Annotated in this window: 16 protein-coding genes; 13 read left to right on the top strand and 3 right to left on the bottom strand. The window is 65.7% G+C overall.

Going from position 1 to position 22,242, the window contains the following annotated elements; translation table 11 throughout:
* Positions 1 to 8: 8 nt before the first annotated feature.
* The gene (gene sctQ, locus BM136_RS11570; protein ID WP_092971977.1) at positions 9 to 1,097 is read right to left on the bottom strand and encodes a type III secretion system cytoplasmic ring protein SctQ; all 1,089 of its coding nucleotides are present in this window, start codon (positions 1,095 to 1,097) and stop codon (positions 9 to 11) included.
* Positions 1,094 to 1,942 (bottom strand): helix-turn-helix transcriptional regulator, encoded by an 849-nt coding sequence (locus BM136_RS11565; RefSeq protein ID WP_092971976.1) that lies wholly within the window; start codon positions 1,940 to 1,942, stop codon positions 1,094 to 1,096. The genes sctQ and BM136_RS11565 overlap by 4 nt, the downstream gene beginning before the upstream one ends.
* 318 nt (positions 1,943 to 2,260) lie before the next feature.
* Here BM136_RS11565 and BM136_RS11560 point away from each other — a divergent pair, with 318 nt between their 5' ends.
* The 13 genes from BM136_RS11560 (at position 2,261) to BM136_RS11500 (ending at position 14,372) form a co-directional block, all read left to right on the top strand.
* The gene (locus BM136_RS11560; RefSeq protein ID WP_254775677.1) at positions 2,261 to 4,216 is read left to right on the top strand and encodes an FHIPEP family type III secretion protein; all 1,956 of its coding nucleotides are present in this window, start codon (positions 2,261 to 2,263) and stop codon (positions 4,214 to 4,216) included.
* Between the two features lie 44 nt (positions 4,217 to 4,260).
* Positions 4,261 to 4,536: a type III secretion system export apparatus subunit SctS gene (gene sctS / locus BM136_RS11555; RefSeq protein ID WP_024978637.1), complete on the top strand. Its 276-nt coding sequence runs from the start codon at positions 4,261 to 4,263 to the stop codon at positions 4,534 to 4,536.
* 78 nt (positions 4,537 to 4,614) lie between these two features.
* Positions 4,615 to 6,486: a type III secretion system outer membrane ring subunit SctC gene (gene sctC / locus BM136_RS11550; RefSeq protein ID WP_254775676.1), complete on the top strand. Its 1,872-nt coding sequence runs from the start codon at positions 4,615 to 4,617 to the stop codon at positions 6,484 to 6,486.
* Complete coding sequence (locus BM136_RS25690; protein WP_092971973.1) at positions 6,446 to 7,639, top strand: FHA domain-containing protein; 1,194 nt, start codon at positions 6,446 to 6,448, stop codon at positions 7,637 to 7,639. Before sctC ends, BM136_RS25690 begins: the two co-directional genes overlap by 41 nt.
* 152 nt (positions 7,640 to 7,791) lie before the next feature.
* Positions 7,792 to 7,998, top strand: a complete 207-nt coding sequence (locus BM136_RS11540; protein WP_092971972.1) for a hypothetical protein — start codon at positions 7,792 to 7,794, stop codon at positions 7,996 to 7,998.
* Between the two features lie 62 nt (positions 7,999 to 8,060).
* Positions 8,061 to 8,642 carry a hypothetical protein gene (locus BM136_RS11535; RefSeq protein WP_024978641.1) on the top strand — a complete coding sequence of 194 codons (582 nt, stop codon included), beginning with the start codon at positions 8,061 to 8,063 and terminating at the stop codon, positions 8,640 to 8,642.
* 1 nt (position 8,643) lies between these two features.
* Positions 8,644 to 9,411: a type III secretion system inner membrane ring lipoprotein SctJ gene (sctJ, locus tag BM136_RS11530; protein WP_092971971.1), complete on the top strand. Its 768-nt coding sequence runs from the start codon at positions 8,644 to 8,646 to the stop codon at positions 9,409 to 9,411.
* On the top strand, positions 9,408 to 10,070 hold the full coding sequence (locus BM136_RS11525) for a SctK family type III secretion system sorting platform protein (RefSeq protein WP_175537118.1): 663 nt from the start codon (positions 9,408 to 9,410) through the stop codon (positions 10,068 to 10,070). The genes sctJ and BM136_RS11525 overlap by 4 nt, the downstream gene beginning before the upstream one ends.
* A complete protein-coding gene (gene sctL, locus BM136_RS11520) occupies positions 10,052 to 10,657 on the top strand; it encodes a type III secretion system stator protein SctL (protein ID WP_092971969.1) in 606 nt (201 codons plus the stop codon). The genes BM136_RS11525 and sctL overlap by 19 nt, the downstream gene beginning before the upstream one ends.
* Positions 10,654 to 12,012, top strand: a complete 1,359-nt coding sequence (locus tag BM136_RS11515) for a FliI/YscN family ATPase (protein WP_092971968.1) — start codon at positions 10,654 to 10,656, stop codon at positions 12,010 to 12,012. Before sctL ends, BM136_RS11515 begins: the two co-directional genes overlap by 4 nt.
* Positions 12,009 to 12,503: a hypothetical protein gene (locus BM136_RS11510; protein WP_092971967.1), complete on the top strand. Its 495-nt coding sequence runs from the start codon at positions 12,009 to 12,011 to the stop codon at positions 12,501 to 12,503. The genes BM136_RS11515 and BM136_RS11510 overlap by 4 nt, the downstream gene beginning before the upstream one ends.
* 28 nt (positions 12,504 to 12,531) lie before the next feature.
* Complete coding sequence (gene sctT, locus BM136_RS11505) at positions 12,532 to 13,308, top strand: type III secretion system export apparatus subunit SctT (protein ID WP_254775666.1); 777 nt, start codon at positions 12,532 to 12,534, stop codon at positions 13,306 to 13,308.
* Entirely contained in the window at positions 13,305 to 14,372 is a 1,068-nt protein-coding gene (locus BM136_RS11500) for an EscU/YscU/HrcU family type III secretion system export apparatus switch protein (protein WP_092971965.1), read from the top strand. The genes sctT and BM136_RS11500 overlap by 4 nt, the downstream gene beginning before the upstream one ends.
* A 75-nt stretch (positions 14,373 to 14,447) precedes the next feature.
* Here BM136_RS11500 and BM136_RS25685 read toward each other — a convergent pair whose 3' ends face one another.
* Positions 14,448 to 22,169, bottom strand: a complete 7,722-nt coding sequence (locus BM136_RS25685) for a glutamate cyclase domain-containing protein (RefSeq protein WP_092971964.1) — start codon at positions 22,167 to 22,169, stop codon at positions 14,448 to 14,450.
* Positions 22,170 to 22,242: the final 73 nt, after the last annotated feature.

Here is a 22,242-nt window from a genome sequence, read left to right as displayed (position 1 = left end):
GGCGTTAGTTATGCCTGCCCCGGTGCCGCCTGACCGATGAAGCGCGACACGCGCACACCGAGCCGGTTGCCGACCGCAATCAGGTGGCCTTCGCCAACCGGCATGCCATTGGCCAGGATGCGGATGACAGCCTGATTGAGCGGCTGCGCCAGCTCCATGACCGTGCCGGGCCGTAACGCACGCAGTTCGGCCAATGACAGCCGCCGCTCTTCCAGCTCGAAAGTAGTGACCAGTTCGATGTCGTCCAGGCTGTCGGTGGGAAGCGGGCGCGCGGAGGGTTCCGTGCCGGATGCAGCGGTATTGGGGACTGGGTTCTCTGTTGTCATCGGCTTTTCCTCTACGGTTTCCACGACGATGCGGTTGCCTTGCACTTGCCCGAAAACACGCAGGTGCAGTTGGCCCCGCACGCGGGCCACGCAGCGCAGCGCATTGCCTGCGGGCAGCCATTTTTCGATGCGCACGATGTCGCCCAGCGCAATGCTGGCAAAGTCGCGGCGCGACAGAAAAGTGGCGCCCAGCTCGAAGCGCAGCGGCACCTGCGTGCCCATGAACGCGGCCAGCGGAATGGGCTCCGCGGCCAACTCCGGCGGGCACAGTTCGGCTAGCACCTGCGGCGCGTCGAACAGCAGACCGGCGCGCGCCAGCCACGGCGCGGCACCGTCTCCGACGGATTCGTCATCGCGGCGGGTGATCATCATCTGCAGGACGTCTGGCCGGTCCAGCCGTACGTCGGGCGAGGCGGTCTCTGGCAACCACATAAGCGCGCCTCCGCTGCGTTGCTCGATGGCCCGAGTGAGCGATGCCAGAGCGTCGGCCAGCACGGCGCAGCGCAGGGCTTGCGGCACGTGCGCATCTGCGGCGTCGGCCAGCCATGCACGTTCAGCGGCGGCATCGAGCAGCAGCCAGCCTGGGGCATCGCCCAACGTGAAGCGGTAGGCCTGTGCCGCAGCCTGCACGGCATGCGCTTCGCAACGCGCTTCGTAGGGCATGTTCCCTACGGAAAACGGTAGTGCCGCGCGCGCCAGATACAGGCGCGACAGCGCACGCGCCAGTGTCTGGTCCACAGCGGAGAGCATGCGGGCGTCGAGCGTATTCATGTCATGAACATGCGGCCGGCCATATAGGCCAGCTGCACGCGGTTCTGTGCACCGTATTTCTTCTTGAGCTGACGCAGGTGATAGTCGACGTTGTGCGGCGACATGTTGAGCTGCTCGGCAATCGCCTTGTCCGACAACCCGCTGGTGATGAATTCCAGAATCTGCCGTTGCACCTGCGTGAGCGCACGCGCATGCGTGTCTTCATGCAATGGCTTGGCGTGCTGCATGAGAAATTCATGCAGGCCCAGCCCCACGGCATAGGCTTGGCCGACCACGTTATCGGCAATCCAGCCCTTGGCGTTATTGCCCGATCCAAAGCAGATGACGCTGTGTTCCAGGCTGCGTGGGCTGACGACGCCGAAGCTGATGCCGCTGCGCAGGCCGGAGCGTTCCGCGTCTTGCAGCAGGCGGTGCAGGCGGTCCGCATCCGCCGGCGCGGTAAGCGTGGCGCCCAGGTCGGCCAGGTCCCACACGAGGGGCCATTCGTGGCGCAGCGCAAAGGCCAGGCGCGGGTCGACTTCAAAGTAGCGCTCTTCGATGTAGCGCTTGGGCCAGTTCGGCGGGGAATACGCACGGAAGTACAGCACGCGCGTAATCGATTCACCAATGCGTGTCAGCCGGTAGTAGCAGAGCCAGTCGAAGCCGATGCTGCGCAAAACGGCGCGCAGCAGCAATTGCCGTTCCTGCGCACCGTGCGCGGCCCGCAGATCCTGGGCGGTTTCAGAGAAGGACTCGGCGCGCGCCATCGCACCCAGGCGGATCGATTCGGCATCGACCACGATGTGTTCTTCGCCAAACAGGATCGGCGCGCGGACATCGCCGGCACCCACATTCGAAGCAGTCAACCGTGGCCTCTCGCGTGGCAAGTGAATGCACTCACTGTAGTGGCGTGCACACACCACGATGAACTACCGAAAAGCGTAGTCGACCCCGAAACTTCGTCAGAGATTGACCGCTCGACTACGAGTTTCAGCGTTGAGCGGACAGGCCCCTCACTTCTACACTTTCGCAAGAGAAGCGGGGGCTCAACAGCGCCTGTCTTCTACGGAGATTCGTGGGCCCACGCGGCCCAAAACAGTCCCAACAGTCCAAAACGGGCCCAAAGGCGCTCCATGGCAAAGCCTCGGAATCTTGCTGCAGCGTTGGATGTTCCGCTCTCCGGCATGCGCTGGGCGCGGCTGGTGAATTACGACATCGCGATTGCCGTGTTCGTGGTGGCGGTGGTCGCGCTCTTCGTTCTGCCCCTGCCCACCGTTGTGCTCGATGGGCTGATCTCGCTCAATCTGGCCGCAAGCATCGTGTTGCTGTGCGTGTCGATCTATCTGCCGTCGGCGCTTGCGTTCTCGTCGTTTCCGGCGGTGCTGCTGTTCACGACGCTGTTTCGCCTGTCGCTGAACATCGCCTCGTGCAAGCTGATCCTGCTGCAGGCCAACGCGGGCCACGTGATCGACACGTTCGGAAAACTGGTGGTCGGCAACAACTTCGTCGTGGGCGGCGTGGTCTTCCTGGTGATCGCGGTGGTGCAGTTCATCGTGATCGCCAAGGGCTCGGAGCGCGTGGCCGAGGTCGGCGCGCGGTTTTCACTCGACGCGATGCCGGGCAAGCAGATGAGCATCGATGCGGACCTGCGCGCCGGCATCATCACGTCGGATGAGGCCAAGCGCCGCCGCGAGGCGCTGGAGCAGGAATCGCAACTGCACGGCGCGATGGACGGCGCGATGAAGTTCGTCAAGGGCGACGCCATTGCCGGCATCATCATCGCCGTCATCAACATCCTGGCCGGCATTGCCGTGGGCGCGTTGATGCACGGCATGTCGATCGGCGATGCGCTGCACCGTTACGCGATCCTGACGGTTGGCGACGGCATGGCCTCGCAGATTCCGTCGCTGCTGGTGTCGATTGCCGCAGGCATTGTCACCACCCGCGTGGCGACGCGTGACCGAGAGGCCCGCCACCTTGGCCAGCAGATCGGCGCGCAGATCACCGCGCACCCGCGCGGCATGCTGATGGCCAGCGGGGTGCTGCTGGCGTTCCTGCTGGTGCCTGGGTTTCCGAAATGGTCGTTCCTGCTACTGGCGATCGGCACCGCGGCCGCCGCGTTCCTCCGCATGCGCCAGCGCCGGCAAACTCCGCCGCTCGATCTGCTTGTGCTCGGCCCCGATGCCCGGCGATTGGCCGAACCCGAAGCTGGCTCGCCGGCAGAAGGCATTGCGGCGCCCATTGCGGTGCGCCTGTCGGAAGACCTGCGCGGCAAGATCGAACTCGTTGCCTTGCAGACCCGCCTGGCCGAAGCCAAATCGCGCGTGCAGCGCAGGCTCGGCGCGGTGTTCCCACGCGTGCAACTGACCTGGGATGCGGCGTTGCCCGCCCACGGTTACGCGCTGCTTGTGCAGGACGTGCTGGCCGCCGAAGGCACGCTGCCGGAGCGCGATGCGATTTCAGACGGTGCCGTGCCCGCCGAAGACCGCCTGGCTGCAGAAGTCGAAACGCTCATCGAGCGCAACGCTGCGTCACTCATCGGCATTCAGGAAACACAGAACCTGATCCAGATCATGCGCCGCGAACATGGCGAGCTGGTGGCTGAACTCACGCGCCTGGTGCCTCCGCAGCGCATTACGGAAGTGCTGCGCCGGCTGGTGCAGGAGGGCGTGTCGATCCGCAACCTCCGCGCCATTTTCGAGAGCCTGATCACGTGGTCGCCCAAAGAGCCCGAAGATGTGATCGGCCTGGTGGAGCTGGTGCGCGTGGATTTGCACCGCCAGATCACCGAGCAGTTCTGCGGCACCAGCCGGGTGCTCGATGTGGTGCTGTTCGAGCAGTCCTTGCAGGAACGCATCGAGCAGGCCGTCGTGCACACCAAGCAGGGCAGCGTGCTGAGCCTCACGCGAGACGCGAAGCAGGCGATTACCGACCAGGTGGTGAAGATCCTTGGCGGCACACGCCCGCTGGAGAAAGACCGCCATGGCCGGCCGCTGGCGGTGATGGTGTCGCTCAACTGCCGGCGCTACGTCAAGACGATGCTGCAGCCGGTGTTTGGCGATCTGCCGGTGCTGTCGTACCAGGAGATCGACGAAGCGATCGAACTCAACACCGTGGGCTGGGTGACCAACCCCGCCTGAACACACAGAACGCACGGACCGCACAAGGAGACTGGCCCATGAACATGAGCGCCACCATTCTCGAAGCCACGCGCCAGGGCTTGCTTCTGGTGCTGCTGGTCTCGTTGCCCGTGGTGGCGGTGGCGACGGTATCGGCGTTGCTGATTGCCATCGCGCAGGCAGTGACGCAGATCCAGGATCAGAGCATCGGCCTGTCGGTGCGGCTGATTGCTGTGATGGTGACCATCGTGGTGCTGGCGGGGTGGGGCGGACGCGAAGTGCTGCGTTTTGCCCGCATGGCACTCGATCAGGTGTTTTACGGCGGTGTGGCGCCTTTCTAGCGGGGGGATCGCGAGATGGCGCCGAACAAACAACAACATAACCGAGCGAGAACACGCGTGAACAAACGCTATCGATTCCTGCGGTGGAGTGCATCTGCAGCGTGCCTATGGCTGCTGACGACGGCGGCCCTGGTGCAGGCGGCCGAGCTGCGCTGGCGCAACCGGTCGTACACACTGGTGGCCGAAGGCAAGAAGGTGGGCGATTTCATCCGCGAGCTGGCGGCATCCCAAGGCGTGACGGCGGTCGTCGACCCGAAGGTGGAAGGCACCATCAACGGCAAGTTCTCTGGCCCGCCGGCCAGCACGCTCAATACCGTATGCGCCACCTACGGGCTCACGTGGTACTACGACGGTTCGCTCATCTACGTGGACCGTGCAGATGATTCACAGACGCAGGTCTTCCCGATTCCGAAGGGCAGCGGCCCGGAGCTTGCGCAGATCCTGCGCGCCATGCAGATCACCGATCAGCGCTTTCCGCTGGTTGTGAGCGACAAGGAAAACACCGTCTACGCGTCTGGCCCGAAGCGCTATGTGGAACTGGTGCGCCAGGCCATTGCATCGATTGCCGATCCGTCGCGCGGTGCGGATCGCGCTGAGATTCGCGCATTCCCGCTCAAGTACGCATGGGCGGGCGATGTGGAGATCAATCGGTCTGGCAAGCCCGTGACGATTCCCGGCATTGCCACCATGATGCGTCGCCTGCTGGGCGCGCCCAACCCCGGTGCAAGCAGCCCCGGCATGTCGCCCACGCGCGCCATGCGGCTGACTGGGCCGACGCGGCAGATGAAGCTCAGTTCCGGTGACAGCATCAACGTGCCGCGCATCGAGATTCCGCTGGCAGGCGCGCAGGGCGATTCCGGCTACGGCGCGCAGGCGCCCGCAGCATCGGGCGGCGGTGCACCGCCTGACCTGCCGCGCATCGAGGCCGACGCCGGCATCAACGCCGTGCTCATCCGCGACGTGCCCGAGCACATGGCGCAGTACGAGCGCCTGATTGCCTCGCTCGATACCAAGCCGCGGCTGGTGGAGATCAACCTCACGATCATCGACATCAGCACCGATTCGCTCGATAGCCTGGGCGTCGACTGGCGTCTGCACACCACGCACGGCGATTTCCAATCCGGCAACGGCAACAATCCGCCGCTCACGTTCAACCTCGGCACCACCGAAGACGGCCAGACCGGCGCCACCACGCCGATCGGCATGGCGCTCACCGCATCGATTGGCGGCAGTCTGCGCAACTACCTGCTGGCGCGCATCAATGCGCTCACGCAGAGCGGCAATGCACAACTGCAAGCCAAGCCGAAGGTGCTGGCGCTGGACAATACCGAGGCGATTCTTGAAAACCTCATCCACTTCTATGTGCCGGTGTCGGGCTTTCAGGATGCATCGCTGTACGGCATCACGACGGGCACGAGCGTGAAGGTCACGCCGCTCATCGTCAACGAGGCCGGCCAGATGAGCGTGATGATGTCGATCGACATTGACGACGGAAACCTGACCAACGACCGCGTCTCGCAGCTGCCGGTCGTGCAGGAGCGCTCCATCGTCACCAAGGCGATGATCGAAGAGGGCAAAAGCCTGCTGATTGCCGGTTTCAACTCCGACAGCCTGAACAACACCAAGTCGGGCATTCCGTTCCTCTCGGACGTGCCCTTCATCGGCAACCTGTTCAAGTACACCAATAAGACCGGCCAGCACATGGAGCGCTTCTATCTGCTGACCCCGCGCGTCCTGACCGCCGCCAGCACCAACCCGAACGACGTGCCCGCCGTGTCGATTCCGGGCGTTGGCATGCCGGTGCCGGGATCAACCGATTGGAAACCGGGCCCGTTGCCCAACACGCCGGCACCCAACCAGCCGCCGGCCAGTGTCGGCACCTTGCCCACGCCGCCTGTTTCACGACTGCATGAACCAGCCAGCCTCACAACCCTCGCCGCACTCGGATAAATCGCCCTGGAAGCTGTGCTTCCTGAGCGGCCCGCTATACGGCAGATCGATGCCGCTGCGGATGGGCGCCAACGTGGTCGGCTCGGCGCCCAACTGCGAAATCATCGTGCCCGACAGCAGTGTCGCCGCGCGCGAGCTGATGTTCGAGGTGGGCGGCATTGCCGTCTCTGCACGCCGGCTGGACGATGCCGAGCCAACGCTCAACGGCCAGCCATTCGGCCAGACGCGCCGCAGCGTGGTGCCGGGCGATGTGATTGCCATGGGCGACATCCGTGTCGGCATCGAAAAGGTCGGAACGATCCGCATGCCGGCCGCCGCGGTGGAAGGTGCGGGTGCTGCGGTGCTGGCAGAGCGCGTGCCGTCGTGGCTGCCGCTGGCCGCAGCGGTGTGGCTGTCGCGGGTGTCCACCAAGGCGGGGCGCGGGCGAACGTGGCTGGTTGCCGGCATCGGCCTGTGGCTTGCGGTGCTGCTGGCCGGCGGCGTGGTCGCGTTTGCCGGGCATGACGGCTGGTCGCTGTGGGGCCGCGACCCTGCGGCGCGTGCAGCGCAGGTCCGTCACGCGTTGGGTGACCCGGCGGAGATTGTGGTGACGCCCGCGTCAGACGGCACGTCGCGCGTGTCCGGCTACGTGCCGACCGAGGCCGACCACCAGGCGCTGCTGAGCCGCGCGCGCGGATTGTCCGATGTGTCGATCGGCGAGGTGTACGTGGTGAGCGACCTGCTGGCCGCTGCGCAGCAGTACTTCAGCGCGGGCGGCACAAGCGGCACGGCCGCGCTGAACGTGGCCTACGACGGGCACGGCCGCATCGTGGTGAGCGGCACGGCCGATCGCGCACAGGCATGGCAGCGCATCCGCAACTACGCGCGCGACGCCAAGCCCGCCGTCGAGGTGGTTGACCGCGTGGCGTGGGATGGCCCGCCGCCGCCGAACGTCGTGGCGGAAACGCCGCGCGCCGACGGCCTGCCCGCCATCGTGAGCACATATGAAGACGAAGACGGTACGCGCTTTGTGCAGACGCGCGACGGCCAGTTGTATTTCGAGGGCGCCCACCTCAAGGGCGGCCTCCAGGTGAAGAGCATCGCTTCAGATGGTGTGGTGCTCGACCGCGGCGGGCAATCGGTCACGTGGCCGATCCAGCCGCAAACACCGTAGCGCAGCGGATCCCCTTTCTCCTATGCGCCCGGTGTGTCGTACGGAGGTGGCCGGCAGATGCGAGGTCGGCTTCCGCCGCAAGCAGTTGGCAGTGCAGTTGGTAGTTCCTTTTGACCCTTTTGACCTTTTTGACTGACATCCAGGAGAGCACCATGGCAGGTACACCCACCACCGGCGTTGACGGCGCCATCGGCAGCATCAACCAGTCCGGCGAAGACCAACTGAAGATCGCCACGGCAGTGCAGGCCGCCGCAGCCAAGGGCGCCGCCGCCAGCGGCATCATCGGCGCGGCCCAATCGCTGAGCAATACGGCGGCTTCGGCAGCCGGTGCCGTCCGCGACGGCGCGCGCGCGAGCTGACGCGCAACCCCAGCGGCGGCGGGCGCGGCCTGCCGCCGCTTCATCGAATTCAGGAGGGCACGATGTCGATCGAAGCAAATGCGATTGCGGCCGTTGCCGCGACTCAAGCTGCACAGGCCCAAGCCGGCGGTGCTGCCGGCGCCAGCCAGGCCGCGCAGGTGAACCCCGCGGCGTATGCGGCCCAGGGCCCGGGGCAGGTCGAGCAGGGCATCGGCACTCCGGCTACGCAAGCCGCCATGCCCACCGACGCCCAGCAGTTTGGCGGCATGATGCGCCCGGTTGCCACCACGACGGTGCAGCCGGCCACGCTGCCGGCACAACCCATTCCGATGGCCTCCCACGCAACGCCATCGCCGGTGCCGGATGTGTCGTTCTCGTTCACGCGCGGGCCCGGCGCCGACGGTGCGATGGGCCAGTGGCGCGACTACGGCCACGACCTCAACGAGCGCTACACCAGCATCAACAGCAAGCGGCAGGAGATGCTCGATTCGCTCGACAGCATGGACGTGACCATGACGATGGTGAAGCTGGCCGACTTCAGCTACTTCGCCTCGATGACGCTGGCCGAGTACCAGATGGACATGAGCTTTGCGCAGGCCGCCAACGGCGTGAGCCACTCGCTGCTGAAAAACCAGGAAGGCTGACATGAACCGATTGCTGGGTGTGCTGATGGCGCTTGCCTGCCTCTTCGGCCTGGCCGGGTGCGAGCAGGAGCTGTACACCGGCCTGTCGGAGGTCGAGGTCAACGAGATGGTGTCCGCGCTGTCGGCGGCTGGCATCAGCGGGCAGAAGCTCGTGCAGGACGGCCAGGGCCAGGAGGGCCGCACCTGGACGCTTACCGTCGACCAGGCCGACATGGGTCCTTCGCTGGCGGTACTGCGTGCGCAGGGCCTGCCGCGCCCGCGCCTGGCGTCACTCGGCCAGGTGTTCCAGAAACAGGGGCTGGTGGCCACGCCTGCTGAAGAGCGCGTTCGCTACATCTACGGCGTCTCGCAGGAGCTGTCGCGCACGCTGCTCGATGTGGATGGCGTGATGCTCGCGCACGTGCATGTCGTGATTCCCGAGAACGATCCGCTGGCCGACAAGGCCAAGCCAGCCTCCGCTGCGGTGTACATCCGCTACCGGCCCGGCGTGAACCTCACCGCCATGGCGCCGATGGTGAAAGACCTCGTCGCGCACAGCATTGAAGGGCTGAGCTACGACAACGTATCGCTGTTCCTGCAGGGCGCCCAGCCGGTGCCGGTGGACGTGCGAAAGGGCGCGGCGTTGCTCGGCACATTCAGCACGCGCAACCCGCTGGTGTGGCTGCTCGGCTTGCTGATCATCGCGGCACTCGTTGTAACAGGTCTCGTGGCATGGCGACGTGGCGCGTTCGACAACCTCAGCGGACGTCGGCCGGAGCGGGCGTCATGACCAACGATGCGCGCCTGGCAGGGCTAGTTGCCACGTTCAACCTGCGGCCGGATCGCTATATCGACGCGTCGTGGCTGCCGGCGGATTGGCCGCTTGCGCTGCGCGACCCAGCCCGTTATGGCGAGGCAGGGCGCGCCGTGCTGGCGCGGGCGCTGCTCCAAGCCCATCAGTTGCAGGGCGAATGGGACTACGACTTTGCCGCCGTGGAAAAGCGCATCGCCCTGTTGCCCGCCGATGCGCTGGAGCGCATGGCCATGTGCTGCGGCCTTTGCCTGCATCGCCAATGGCTACGCGAGGGCGAAGTCTCGCGCAAGACCCGGCAGGCCATCGACCTCGCGTTCGGCGCGCCGCTTGTGGCATTTGCATTGGAACGCATGCCGGCCTTCGAGGCCGTTGCCGAGACCTTGCAGGCGCAGCGCCAGTACCCGCGCCTGGCGGTGGAAACGCTGCGCGCCCGCGGGCGCCGGTTGCTGACTGATTTTCTGGTGCCGTTTGGCCCGGCCGTCATCCGTCGGCTGGCGTTGAAGTTCCCGCGCAACGCGGCCGACGCCGATCGACCGCCGTATTTGCTAGGCCGCACGCAACGCGCAGAACTGGGCGAGTTGTTGCGGCTGAGCTTGATTCCTGAACAGGTGCCGGCATGGGACTGGCTTTTCTGATTACCACCGACAAGCTGCATATCCTGAGCGAGCGCAAGGTGCTCAAGCAGCACGAGTATGCGGCGCTGCTCGATGCCACGAGCATCCTCGGCAGCGCCCAGGAAGAACGCGAGCGCCTGCTGGAAGACGCCGAGGCGCAACGCGAGCAACAACTCAAGGCCGGCTACGACGAAGGCTATGAAAAGGGCGAACGCGAAGCCGCCACGCGGCTGTATGCCGATGCGCTTGCCAACGCGCGGGCCTTGGCGGCCATGAAGCAGCTGATGGCCGAACTCGTCACACGCACCGTGCGCGAGCTGGCGGCCGATCTGCCGCGCGAGGCGATCTATGCCAAGGCCTTCGCGCGCATCGAAACACTGGTCGAACACGAACCCGTGCTGACGGTGCGTATCGCCCCGCAGCAGGTGGCGGATCTGGAGCGTGTGCTGGGCACCATGACCGACGGTACCCGCCGCGTGCGCGTGGTGCCCGACGCCAGCCTCTCGGAAGAGGCGCTGGTGGTGGAGACCGCATCCGGCGTGGTCGAAGCCGGCATCGACACGCAACTGGCAGCGCTGCACGCCGCCCTGGTGGGAGGCGAAGCATGACCGAGCCCGCTGTCAGCCACATCATTGACGCGGGCGATCTGGAACGTAGCCTGCGCGACGTGCTGGAGCGCACCGACGGGATGGCTGCGGGCGTCCAGATGCGCGGGCGCATTCACCGTGCGGTCGGGCTCATGCTCAATGCATCGGGCATCCAGGCGCGGTTGGGCGAGGTGTGCGAACTGCGCACGCCTGGCGAGCGCAGCGTCTATGCGGAAGTCGTTGGTTTCGAGCGGCAGTCCACTTTGCTGACGCCGCTGGGCAGCGTGCACGGCTTGTCGGCCGCCACGGAGGTGATTCCCTCTGGCAGCGCGCATCGCTTTGGCGTGGGCGATGCGTTGCTTGGCCGCGTGCTCGATGGGCTGGGTGCGCCCATGGATGACGGCGGGCCGCTGTTCACCAAGGAGCGTGTTTCAACGCATGCAGAGCCGCCTAGCCCGTTGTCACGCCGCCGCATCGACGCGGCGCTCTCAACCGGGGTGCGCGCCATCGACGCCATGCTGACAGTGGGCATTGGCCAGCGGCTGGGCATCTTTGCGCCGTCGGGCGTGGGCAAGAGCACGCTGCTGGGCATGATCGCGCGCGGCGCGCAGAGCGACGTCAACGTCATCGCACTGATTGGCGAGCGCGGGCGCGAAGTGCGTGAATTTCTGGAGCTGTGCCTGCCGGAGGCGACGCGGCGCAAGACGGTGCTGGTGGTATCTACGTCTGACCGGCCGGCCATGGAGCGCGTGAAGTGCGCGCTGGTGGCCACCGCCGTGGCCGAATACTTCCGTGATCGCGGCAAGAACGTGCTGCTGCTGGTGGATTCACTCACGCGGTTTGCGCGGGCGCAGCGCGAGGTCGGGCTGGCGAGCGGCGAGCCGCCGACGCGGCGGAGTTTTCCGCCCTCCACGTTCTCGGTATTGCCGCAATTGCTGGAGCGGGCGGGCGCGGGGGCGCATGGTGTCATCACCGCCTTCTACACCGTGCTGGTGGAGGGCGATGAAGAGAGCGATCCGATTGCCGAAGAGGTGCGCTCCATCGTCGACGGGCACATCGTGCTATCGCGCAAGCAGGCGCTGGCGGGACGCTATCCGGCTATTGATTTGCTGGCCAGCATTAGCCGTGTGATGCCGCAGGTGACCACGCCTGCGCACCGTGCCGCCGCGCAACGCGTGCGCGAGCTGCTGGCCAAATACCAGGAGATCGAATTGCTCGTGCAGATTGGCGAATACCGCGAAGGCAGCGATGCCCTGGGCGATACCGCATTGCGCGCCCATGCCGCGCTCGCCCGCTTCTTTGAGCAAGACGCCGATACGCGCGTGAAGCTGGAGCGCACCGTGGCCGACCTTGAAGCCGTGGTGGGGGCGCTATGAGTGACGTGCTGCGTCAGCTCGCCCGCGTGCGCGAGGCGCGCAAGCTCGGCGCCATGGCACGTGCGCAGAAGCAGGCTGCCCTGTTGGCCCAGGCAGCCGCGCAGAACGCGGCGGCGCAGCAAGGGTTGCAGCAAACGGTATCGGCGCGCTCTGCGCACGACGCTGCCATTGAACAGGCCGTGCGTGAGGATGCGCGCAGCGCCGTCGCGCTGCTGTGCGGCGCCAATGCCGCGCGGCTGGCGCTGGATCGTGCCATCGTCAATGCGCACGTCGAATCAACGCAGACCGGCACGGCGCTGGCGGCCGAGCAGGTGGCGCAGGCACGCGCCCAGCGGCATGTGGCCCGCGCGAACGCCAAGTGTGAAGCCGTCGACCGCGCCAAGCAGCGCGTGGCGGCCGCCCAGCGCCGCGCGGCGGAATGGCAGGAAGAAGACGCCGCGCTTGAAGCCCAGCTCGCGCGCCAGCTTGTCAGCCAGAAGATCACCGCCTGAGCCGATGCAAGGGTTCGATCCGCACTCCATGGAAGGCTTGTTCCGGCAGGCGCTGCTGGTGCTGCCGCGTCTGCTGCCCATCATGTTCATCGTGCCCGTGTTCAGCGGGCGGGTGGTGACGGGCATGGTGCGCAGTGGGTTCATCGCCATCCTGGCGGTGTTCGTGGCACCGTCCATGGCAGGCGCGGCGATGAACGTGCAGGGCGGCGGCCTGTGGATGGCGCTGGCGCTCAAGGAAGCGCTGATCGGCGTGCTGCTCGGCATGGCGTTTGGCGCGCTGCTGTGGGCCATCGAGAACATCGGCCACCTGATCGACTTTCAGACCGGCTCGGGCAACGCATCCTTCTTTGACCCGGTGGCCGGACATGAGAGCGGGCCGACCGCCAGTTTTCTCGGCTTCATGGCTGTCACGTTGTTCGTCACAGGCGGCGGCCTGCATGTGATGCTTGGCGCGTTCTTCGAGTCGTACAAGCTCTGGCCGATCGAGCGCATGTTGCCAAGCGCATCGGTTGCGCTGGAGCAGTTTGCGGTGCACGAAGCCGATAGCGTGCTCGGCTGGACGCTCAAGCTGGCCGCACCCGTGATCATCGTGCTGGTGGTGGCGGAGCTGGGCATCGGGCTGATCAACCGCTCGGTGCCGCAGTTGAACGTGTTCCTGTTTGCTCAGCCGGTAAAGAGCCTGCTGGCCGTGCTGATGATGGTGCTGTTCCTCGGCTTTGTCTTCGAATCGATGCGCACCTTCCTGGCCGGCAATGGCGAGATGGTCTGGCTGTTGCGCGCGCTGCTGCACAGCCCCGGCGCATGAGCGAGAAACAGCACAAGCCCACACAGCGCCGTCTGGAGGACGCACGGCGCGAAGGCGAAGTCGTCCGCAGCACGGACGTGACGAGCGCGCTGGTCTTTATCGGGATGCTCGTGCTGTTGTGGCAAGGCGGGCCGTGGTTGCTCGAACGCATGCGCGGCCTGCTGATACAGAACGTGAGCGCCGTGGCGCAGGCGCGCGACCCAGCCGCGGCGGTGCGGCAGGCGTTGGTATCGGCGGGGGCGGAGTGGATCCTGTTGAGCGCAGCCGTCCTGGTGCTGGTGACCGTGCTGGCTGTGCTGGGTGCGTTTGCCCAGGTGGGCGGCATGTTCGCGCCCAAACGCCTGACGCCGCAAATGTCACGGCTCAATCCTGGGGAGGGCATCCAGCGCATGTTCTCCGTGCGCAACCTGATCGGCCTGGCCATCATGCTGTTCAAGGTGGCTTGCCTGGCGTTGACGCTGTTCGTGGTGATTCGCGCGTCGTTGGCGTTGCCGCTGCAGGCGGGCTACGGGCGGCCGGCGACCATCCTGGCCGTGGTCGCGCACATGATTCTTCTGCTGTTCGGCTGGGCGGCGGTGGTGTACGTGCTGATGGCCGCGCTGGACTACTGGCACGTGCGTTTCGAGTTCTTCAAGAAGAACCGCATGTCTACCGAAGAACTGCGCCGTGAGCACCGCGAGCTGCAAGGCGATCCGCACATCGTGGGGCGCCGCCGCCAGCTTGCATTGGAGGTGCAATACAGCGCGCTGGAAGATCGCATGCGCATTGCTACCGCCATCGTGTTCAGCGCGCGGCATGCGGTGGCGCTGTATTACCCCGGCGATGGCACGTTGCCGATGGTGATCGCCAAGGGCAGCGGCGAATCTGTCCAGCGCATCCGGCAGATGGCCGAATACCACCTCGTGCCGACCGCAGCCAACGCCGGTCTGGCGGAGCGCCTGCACGACACCGTGCCGATGGATACCACCATTGACCGCACGCTGTTCCGCGATGTGGCGGCGCTGCTGCGCTGGGCTGAAGGCGCGGATGCAGTGGGTAATCCGTACGTGTCGTCCACCTCCTGAGCGCGTAAGGGAGCGCAAAAAAAGAACGGCAAGCGCCTGACTGCTGCGCCCGCCGATCGTTACCCGCTTTCCCCGTTATCCGATCCGCACGATGTCACCCGGGACGACGAGATCCGGGTCCTGTCCCGTTGCGCCTTGCGTATATGGATTGCCATCCAGCGCTGCCCAGTCGAACTGGCTGTTCATCGGTGCCAGCTTGTCGAGCGCGGCAGCCGTGCGAGCGTCGGATGCCGGGCCCGTGGTGCCAAGCAGCTTGGCGGCATCGGTGGCGCTCAATTGCCAGAGCGTGCCGCCTGGGCCAACGATCGCGTACTGCCGCGAGGTGCCTGTGCCGATCGATGGCAACGCGTGCGGCGCATTGGCGCGCAGCAGATCACCGCTTACGCCCTGCATGTCGGGCAGCGGGAACGCGGCAATGGGCTGGTCGTTCTGATCCTGCCCGTTGCCGTTGGCCTGCACTTGAGCGACGGCCGGCTTGGCCGCCTGATTGGGCACGAACAATTCGATGCCGAAGCGCGTGACCGCCGCCACACCCAGGATCACGCCGCCGGGCAGCATGGCGTTGCTCGGCAGCCGTTGGCCGACCTTGGGCATCAGGTCGCCGGCAATGCGCAGGGCGCCTGCGCCGAATGCCAGGTCCAGTGCTGCCTTGGTGGCACCCATGGCCGGGCTGTTGGTGTGCATGAGCGCGTCGTTCATCGCCAGGGGCACCGAACCGACCGTGTACAGCGACATCGTGAATGCCTGCGCGCGATTCAGCCACGGGCTCGTGTTGGTCGCCTTGTCGTTGAATGTAGCGCCCAGGCGGCCGGCAAAGTTGCGGCTGGACAGCGCCAGGTTGGCGCTCAGGAACAGCGCATTGCTCCAGAACGATGGCGTGTTCAGGTGCGCTCCATGCGTGGCAAACCAGTAAGCCGTGTTGCCGTTATTGAGCGCAAGTGTCAGCAGTTGCAGCGTGTCGTTCGCGCGCCCTACGGGGCTCTTGGGCGAAAGCAGCTTGCCCGGCGCCCCCTTGAGCGCCATCAGTGCCTGGACATCGGGGTCGTCCTTGGCTTTGGGATCGTCGACCTTGGACAGCGCTGCAGTGAGCGCATCCGGGTTGTCCTGGAAACGCGCGACTGCGTCAGCGATGGTTTTCCGGTCGCCCTTTGTCACGCCCCAGCGGCGCCCGTGATCCGACATGTTGGTCTTGAGCCAGGCCAGTGCCGAGTCTGAATCTTCAGTGCCCAACTTGCTGACCTGGTCAGACACGGCGCGCGTCTTGTTGGCACGCAGCGCTGCGATGCCGCCCCGATACATGAACGACAGCGGGCTGGTGACGGACGGATCAAATACCGCGTGCGTCGCGGCGCTTCCGGTGAGCGTGGCGGAACTCGCAGCCGTGGAGAACGCCCCCGTGAGCGAGCCCGCGAAGATCCAGCGGATCCACGGCTTGCGCTTGGGTTCGCCGGCGCTGGCGGCGCTGTCGGGCTCGGTGGGCGGGGTGCCGTTGCCATCGTCGCCGGCTTCGCCGGTCTTGATGGCCGGGGTGGTGGGCTCAGTGGTCTTGCTGCCGGTGGGCTGCGGGCCTCCCGGCCCCTTCGGCCCTGTCGCGCTTGCGGGCGTGGGTGGCGGCACGTCGGGCTTCTTGCCTGCCGCCAGGTTGATCATCTGCACGACGGTCTGGTAGGTGTTGCTGTCGTGCCCGCCGACGGTGCCGGTGGCCTGGCCCGTCGCGCCATCGACCGCGCCGGCGCTGGCGGTGGCGTTCAGCGCGTCCATATGCTGCTGATGAGTCGTCAGCAGATCCGTGCGGCCGGCGGCTTCCAGCACCGAAGCCGCCAGGCCGTGCGCGCCCCAGTTGGAGTTCGATGCACTCACATAGTGGTCCGCCGGCACCACTGAACGCGGGTCCACCACCGTGCCATCGGGCAGGGTCACCTGCGGGGCCGTGCGGCGCGTGTTGCCCATGCCGGCTTCATGCCCGCGCGAGCCGACACCGATGGTCGTCACGCCGTCGGTCTTCCAGCCGGCAATGGCCACCTCGTCCAGCGGGACGGTCTGGTCAGTGACGTCGTTGCCGTTCTGATCGACGTAGCGGTTCTCACTATTGCGGCCGTGCACGTTGATGGAGACGATCGTGTCGGGCGACGCCTGATCGATGAGATCTTGCGCCGTTGTGCGCGCCTGCTCGCCGGGCTCCGCGTTGAACGGGACGATGCTGTAGTCGTTGACGGCGGCCCCGCGCGCCTGCAAGGCGGCATCGAGTGCCGGTACCGCTTCGTGCGGCACCACGTAGACGACCTGCTTGCCCGCCGCCTGCAAGTCATGGCCGAACACGGCGGCGCCGGCAATGCCGTCGGTATCCACCGCGCCATGCGCGTTGCGCGACCCGGCCAGCACCAGGATGCGGTTGCTGCCCTGCAGCGCAGCGGCGGCGTTGCCGACTCCGTTAGGATTTTCAATGCGCGCCATGTCCGGGTTGAACAGCGCCATCACGGCGTTGCTGATGGGCGTGGGCTCCATGCGGGGGTTCGGCGGAATGGCGCCATCCAGCGTCTTGCCGGGGCCGAACCTGCGCACCCGCTGCACGGGCACGTTGGGCCGCTCCATCAGGTTCTGCGCCGATTCGCTCACCGGGCCCGTCTTGCCCGAGGTGACGACGTACGGATCGGTGGAATACGCCGCGCTTGGCGTGTGCCAATCGCTCTTCCCGATTTCATTGAGCAGCGCCCTGGCCTGGTACTCCATCGGATCGATCACCGGAATATCCATGCCGCGCTTGAGCAGCGAGGTCACGAGGAAATCCTTCATCGCCGGGTAGTGCGTGCAACATAGCCACAGCGACGTGGTCTCCGGGTGGAGTTCGTTGACGTATGCGTCCGAGGCGTCTTGCAGCTCTTCCTTCACCTTTGGGTCATCGCTCTTGTGCTTCAGGTCGTTGACGAAATCCGCGAACTTGTGGGCGGCAACGGCTTGCGGGGTGATCCGACCATCGGACAGCTCAGCGACCGTGTTCTGGTATGCCTCGCTCTTGACGGTGCCCGCCGTGGCAAGGACGGCAGGGCGGTCCCCGCCGTGTTCGACCATGGCGCGCGACGTCACGTCAATCAGGTTGATGACAGGCACATCAACGTTGTCCAGCGCCTTCGGGAACGCCGTGCACGCCGTGTTGCACGCCATGGCCACCATGGCGGCCTTCAGACGCTGTGCGGTCTGCAGCCCATTGCCGACAAGACGGATGAGCGTGTCCGGGCTCTTGGGGCCATACGGCGCGTTGGCGTGGTCCACCACCGGCACCATCTGCAAGTCTTCACCCGTTTCGGCCTTGATGATGGCCAGCATGTTCTTGGCCGCGATCAGTCCGCCGTTGCTGGAGTCGAAGGCCGCAACGGTGAAGGGCTCGTTGGGCGTGGCCTCGTCAAACGTCTTGCCGTCAGGCATGTGGTTCATGGCATTGCGCAGCAGCACGAGCATGCCCTGATGCACCTGTGAGGGGAAACCGTCGACGCTGGCTTCGCTCTTGCGGCTGACACCGTCCACCGCTCCTGCATCCACTGAAGCCTTGATGGCTGCGTGTAGTTCCTCCGGCGTGGTCATGAGGTCCATGCGGCCCATCTGGTGCAGCATGTTGGCCAGGATGGCCTGTGCGCCAAAGTTGGAGTTCCACGCAGTCACGGGATACTTCACCGGCACCGTCGATGCGAAATCGATCGTGGTGTTATCGGCGAGCGTGACGGGTGGGATATTGCTGCGCAGGCTGCCCATGCCGGCCTCGTTACCGCCGTCGCCCACTCCTACCGTGACAATCCCCGTGCGCTTGTTGGCCTCAAGCACGATCTGATCCTTCGGGGCATTCACCTCCGCCACGGAGATGCCGCGCATGTTGAGGTAGTCGCCGTCGGCATTTCGGGCCGGCAGTTCAATGGCGACGACTGCATCGGGCTGCACGCGGTCAAGCAGTTCGTTTGCGGCATCGCGAGCGGGCTGCCCGCGCTTGGCATCGAACGGCTCCAGCTTGACGAGATGCCCGCCATCGAGGCTCGCCAGCACCGACTGCACGACCGGCATGTTGGCCGAATCGGTTGCGATGGTCATGTTGCGGCCGGCCAGCGCGAGCTTGGCCGCCATTTCAGCGGTGCCGACGGGGCCGTCCGTTTCGGGCAGGGCACGGCCCGAGACCGGGTCTCGCCCGACGGTGAAGCCCGTCACCAGCAGAATGCGCTGGGTGTCTTTCAGCGCGGCGGCGGCGTCTTCCGTGCCGCCCTTGACGAAGAACTTGCGTATGCCGCGATCCACGAAAAGCGCCTGGATGCGGTCCACCGGCGACATGATCCGATCTGCCGTGCGGCCGAATACCGACGACTTGCCGCGATAGAGCTGCATGCGCTGGCGCCAGCTCATGCGCACGGGGTCTTTGATGTTGGCGGTGTCGTGCGCGAACTCGGCCTTGTTCAGGATGAGGCGCCGCTGCTCGTCGCTCATCTCGGCCAGCTTGGCGGCCAGCCTGCGCACGCCAATGCCGTGCGGGTGGCGGCCATTGGTTGTGCCGTCGGTGCGGTAGTTCTCGGCATCGAGCAGCAGATCGGCATGCTGCGACAGTGCATTCTGCGTGCCGGCGTCCAGAGCCTTTTGTGTGTCGGTAAAGCTGGTGAGCGTAATTTCCGGGTTGGCGAGGTCGTCCAGGGCACCCGGCAGCGGCCGCGAGGGGCGCGCGGGCCCCGGCTTGGTCGGATTGCTTTCGTCGCCCGATGTACCCGTTTTGCCTGGTTCAGTGACGGGGTCTCCGGCGGTTTTGGGCTTGCCTGTGACCGGGTCGATCGGGGCGGTCGGGTCCGTGCCGGGCTTGCCCGTCGTGCCGTCTTTCCCATCGTTGCCAGCGGTGGTGCCGGCAGGCTCCGCTGTCTTGCCGCCGGCTTGCGTGATCACTGGCTCGGTGGTCGGGTCGGTGGTCGGCCGGCCCGCACTGGCTGGGTCATTGGCAGCCACCGTGGTGGGCTCGGGCACCACCTCGGTGGGCTTGTAGCGGCCGGCGTTGTTCTTCAGTGCGTTGAGCAGGCCGACGCGTTCCGTGCCTTGTGACAGTCCAACGCGTTCGAGCATGCGCGTTGCACCCACCTGGCCGAGGCCGAGGCCCAGGAACATGATGGATTCGGCCTTCTGCGAGCCTGACATCCGGTCGCCGTACATCAGCAGGTCCTTGACCTGCGCGCCCGTCATGATCATGCCGCCGCCGCCAGCCACGAGGTCCGACGCCGAGCGCGTGATCTTGAAGAGCCTCGATGCATTGGCCACGTCCGATACGGCGACCAGGCCCTTGCCCGCAAGGCTGTACTCGCCCGCAGCAGAGGTGACGATGGCCAGCCAGTCATTCGTCGCTTCGGGGTTCAGCGGCGACCACGAGCGGCCGTGATCGGCCAGTGTGTCGAGGTGATCGATCGATTCGCCCACGATCCATCCCGTGCCGACCGCAACCAAGGCACCGCCAATGGGTGCTGCGCCGCCAAACGTGCCGACTGACAGGATTACGCCGCCCACCGCCGTGGCTACACCGGCCACGATGTCCACAACGTGCCGGATCTTCTGCCCCGTCGTGGTGATATGTGCACTGAAGTGATCGACGTCCGGAATGCCATTGCTGTCGAGCGAGACCGTGCCGGCAAGATTCTTCGGCACGTAGATCGTGCCGCCGTCAGACAGGGCGTTGTTGTGGCGGTAATCATCCAGACTGCTGTAGTCCCAACCGCGATCGTCGATGTAGTGAGGCTTACCCCCATTCTTGTCGGCCACTTCGAACAACGCCGTCGGCATCACGCCCGCGCTCTTGTCCACATAGGCGATGGGAATGGCCTTCACGGTCGGGTTGTCTCCGCCCGCCTCGTGGATCGTCTTGTTGACCTCGTTGATGACCTTGGTGCTGTTGCCGCCGGTGAACCACGCGGTGCCGGTGGCGCCGCTGCTCTGCGCGCCAGCGTTGTCGGCCTGGATCATCAGCGCGCCGCCGATGTAGTTCTTGAGCTGCGTGTCGGAATCGGGTCCGCTGAAGGTCTGCGCCTTGTCGTTGTAAAGCGGTGTGTCCTTTCCAAAGGTGGCCTTGGACATCTGCCCGAAGATGTTCTTCAGCCCCGCATTCTGGTCGGACTGGAACGTCTTGTAGTCAGCCTCTGCCTGCTTTTGCTGGACCTTCTCGTTGCCGCGGTCGAAGGCGCGTTGCAGCATGTCGACGTTGGGCAAGTCCTTGCCGTGCTGCTGGATGAGCGCATCGGTGACGGTGGCGCCGTTGCCGTCGCCTACGGCGTTCTGCACCGGCACCCACGACGGCATGCTCCCCCCCGAGCCGGAGGTCTGCATGCTGTAGAGGAACGATTTGGCGTTGGAGTTGGTGGTCAGCCAGTTGGCAACCTGCTGGGCGTGGTCGGTGCTCGACTGGTCGCTGGCGAAGCGCGGCGAATCGGCCACGGCAGCCGTCAGACTCAAGCCGCCATAAAAGTCCGAGCCGTGGGGCACGAGTCCAGACGTGTCGGCGCCGGCGTTGCTCTGGAACCAGTGGCCGTTGTCGTTGAAGCGATCTTCTACGGTGGTCAGCAGGTTGCTTGCCACCTCGGGTGGCGCCACCTTGGCGAGGTCCTTCATCCATTTGCCGACGGCGTCGTATTTGACGGTGCTGTCGGCCATCTTGCGATTGGCGTCCGGGTCGTCTGGGTTGTACTTGTAGACCTGGGTGAGGTCGCTGATCTGCTTGTTGAAGTAGTCGCTGTGCGCGTTGAAGAAGGGCGCGCCGGCCACCTGATACAGATGGTCGCGCGCGTCGGGGTCGGCACTGGTGACCGACACGTCGTTCATGTTGGTCGACAGGATCTTCAGCGCGCCCTGAGCATCGCCCGCCTTCATCTTGGCTGCGACCTGGTCCTTGGTGAAGTTCACGCGCACGTCGTAGCTGGCTGCGCCGATCTGCTCGTAGATCTGCTCGGCGTTCTTGTCATTGGCATGCGGCCGCGCAAGCTGCACGCACGCAAACTGCACCGGGTCGTCGGTGGCGAGTGCCTTGTCCTGGGCAGACAGCGTTGGGTCGTTCGGGTTGATGTGGTTGATCTGGTACTGGATTGCATCGGCCGTGGCGATGTTCCTGGCAAGGGCAAGGCTGCCGTCGTCCCAATCTGGGTGGGCTTTTGCCAGCGCATCGGTGGCGTCATTGGCGGCCTGCAGGTTGTCGCCCGAGCCGAAGTTCTCGTAGGTGGAAAGCTCGCGGCCAAGGGCAGTCTTGAAGTCCTCGATGGCCTGGTTCAGGTTGGCCTGGGCCGCGTTGATCGAGTCCTGCTTGTCTTCAGCAATACTCCGGTTTGTGACCTTGATGTCTTGCGCGTCCTGCAGCTTGTCCTGGGCATCAAGCACGCCGTCGCGCGCTTCCGATGCGGTTCGCTGGCTCAGGTCTTGCTTCTCAACCGCGTCTTTTGCGTCGTCGACGATCTTGTCGAGCCATTTGGCATCGGGATCGCGTTTCTTGATGGCGTCCGCCGCGTCTTCAATGGCTTTCTTTTCGCCGCCGCCGGGCGCTTCGTCGGCCTGCCGGCGCAACTCGTTCTGCACCGAGTTGATGACGTCCGAAAGCGGCTTGTCGAGCTTGTCCTGCGCGGCCGTGGAGTCGTCGCCGTTGTTGATGTAGTCGTTGACCGCCGTATTGGCTGTCTGGATGGCCGCGTCGGTCTTGGTCTTTGCGTCGGCTGCGGCTTGTTTCTGCGCGGGGGTTGGCGGGGGAGGCGGAGGGGGCGGCGGACGGTAGTAGACGATGCGGCCGTTGATCTCGTCGATGGCAGGCATGGTGTCCTCCAGCTGCGCCCCATGCGGGGTGGGCCTGATTGAAAGCAAGCGGGTGATAAGGGCATTCTGGACG

The organism is Ralstonia sp. NFACC01 (assembly GCF_900115545.1).
GTDB lineage: Bacteria > Pseudomonadota > Gammaproteobacteria > Burkholderiales > Burkholderiaceae > Ralstonia > Ralstonia mojiangensis.
This window is presented reverse-complemented; position numbering and strand designations above follow the sequence as displayed.

Coding starts and splice junctions, on each gene's coding strand:
- BM136_RS25685 (WP_092971964.1), bottom strand. CDS start 22,169: ATGCCTGCCATCGACGAGATCAACGGCCGCATCGTCTACTACCGTCCG.
- sctT (WP_254775666.1), top strand. CDS start 12,532: ATGGAAGGCTTGTTCCGGCAGGCGCTGCTGGTGCTGCCGCGTCTGCTG.
- BM136_RS11515 (WP_092971968.1), top strand. CDS start 10,654: ATGACCGAGCCCGCTGTCAGCCACATCATTGACGCGGGCGATCTGGAA.
- sctS (WP_024978637.1), top strand. CDS start 4,261: ATGAGCGCCACCATTCTCGAAGCCACGCGCCAGGGCTTGCTTCTGGTG.
- sctL (WP_092971969.1), top strand. CDS start 10,052: ATGGGACTGGCTTTTCTGATTACCACCGACAAGCTGCATATCCTGAGC.
- BM136_RS25690 (WP_092971973.1), top strand. CDS start 6,446: ATGAACCAGCCAGCCTCACAACCCTCGCCGCACTCGGATAAATCGCCC.
- BM136_RS11500 (WP_092971965.1), top strand. CDS start 13,305: ATGAGCGAGAAACAGCACAAGCCCACACAGCGCCGTCTGGAGGACGCA.
- BM136_RS11560 (WP_254775677.1), top strand. CDS start 2,261: ATGCGCTGGGCGCGGCTGGTGAATTACGACATCGCGATTGCCGTGTTC.
- sctQ (WP_092971977.1), bottom strand. CDS start 1,097: ATGAATACGCTCGACGCCCGCATGCTCTCCGCTGTGGACCAGACACTG.
- BM136_RS11525 (WP_175537118.1), top strand. CDS start 9,408: ATGACCAACGATGCGCGCCTGGCAGGGCTAGTTGCCACGTTCAACCTG.
- BM136_RS11535 (WP_024978641.1), top strand. CDS start 8,061: ATGTCGATCGAAGCAAATGCGATTGCGGCCGTTGCCGCGACTCAAGCT.
- sctJ (WP_092971971.1), top strand. CDS start 8,644: ATGAACCGATTGCTGGGTGTGCTGATGGCGCTTGCCTGCCTCTTCGGC.
- BM136_RS11540 (WP_092971972.1), top strand. CDS start 7,792: ATGGCAGGTACACCCACCACCGGCGTTGACGGCGCCATCGGCAGCATC.
- BM136_RS11510 (WP_092971967.1), top strand. CDS start 12,009: ATGAGTGACGTGCTGCGTCAGCTCGCCCGCGTGCGCGAGGCGCGCAAG.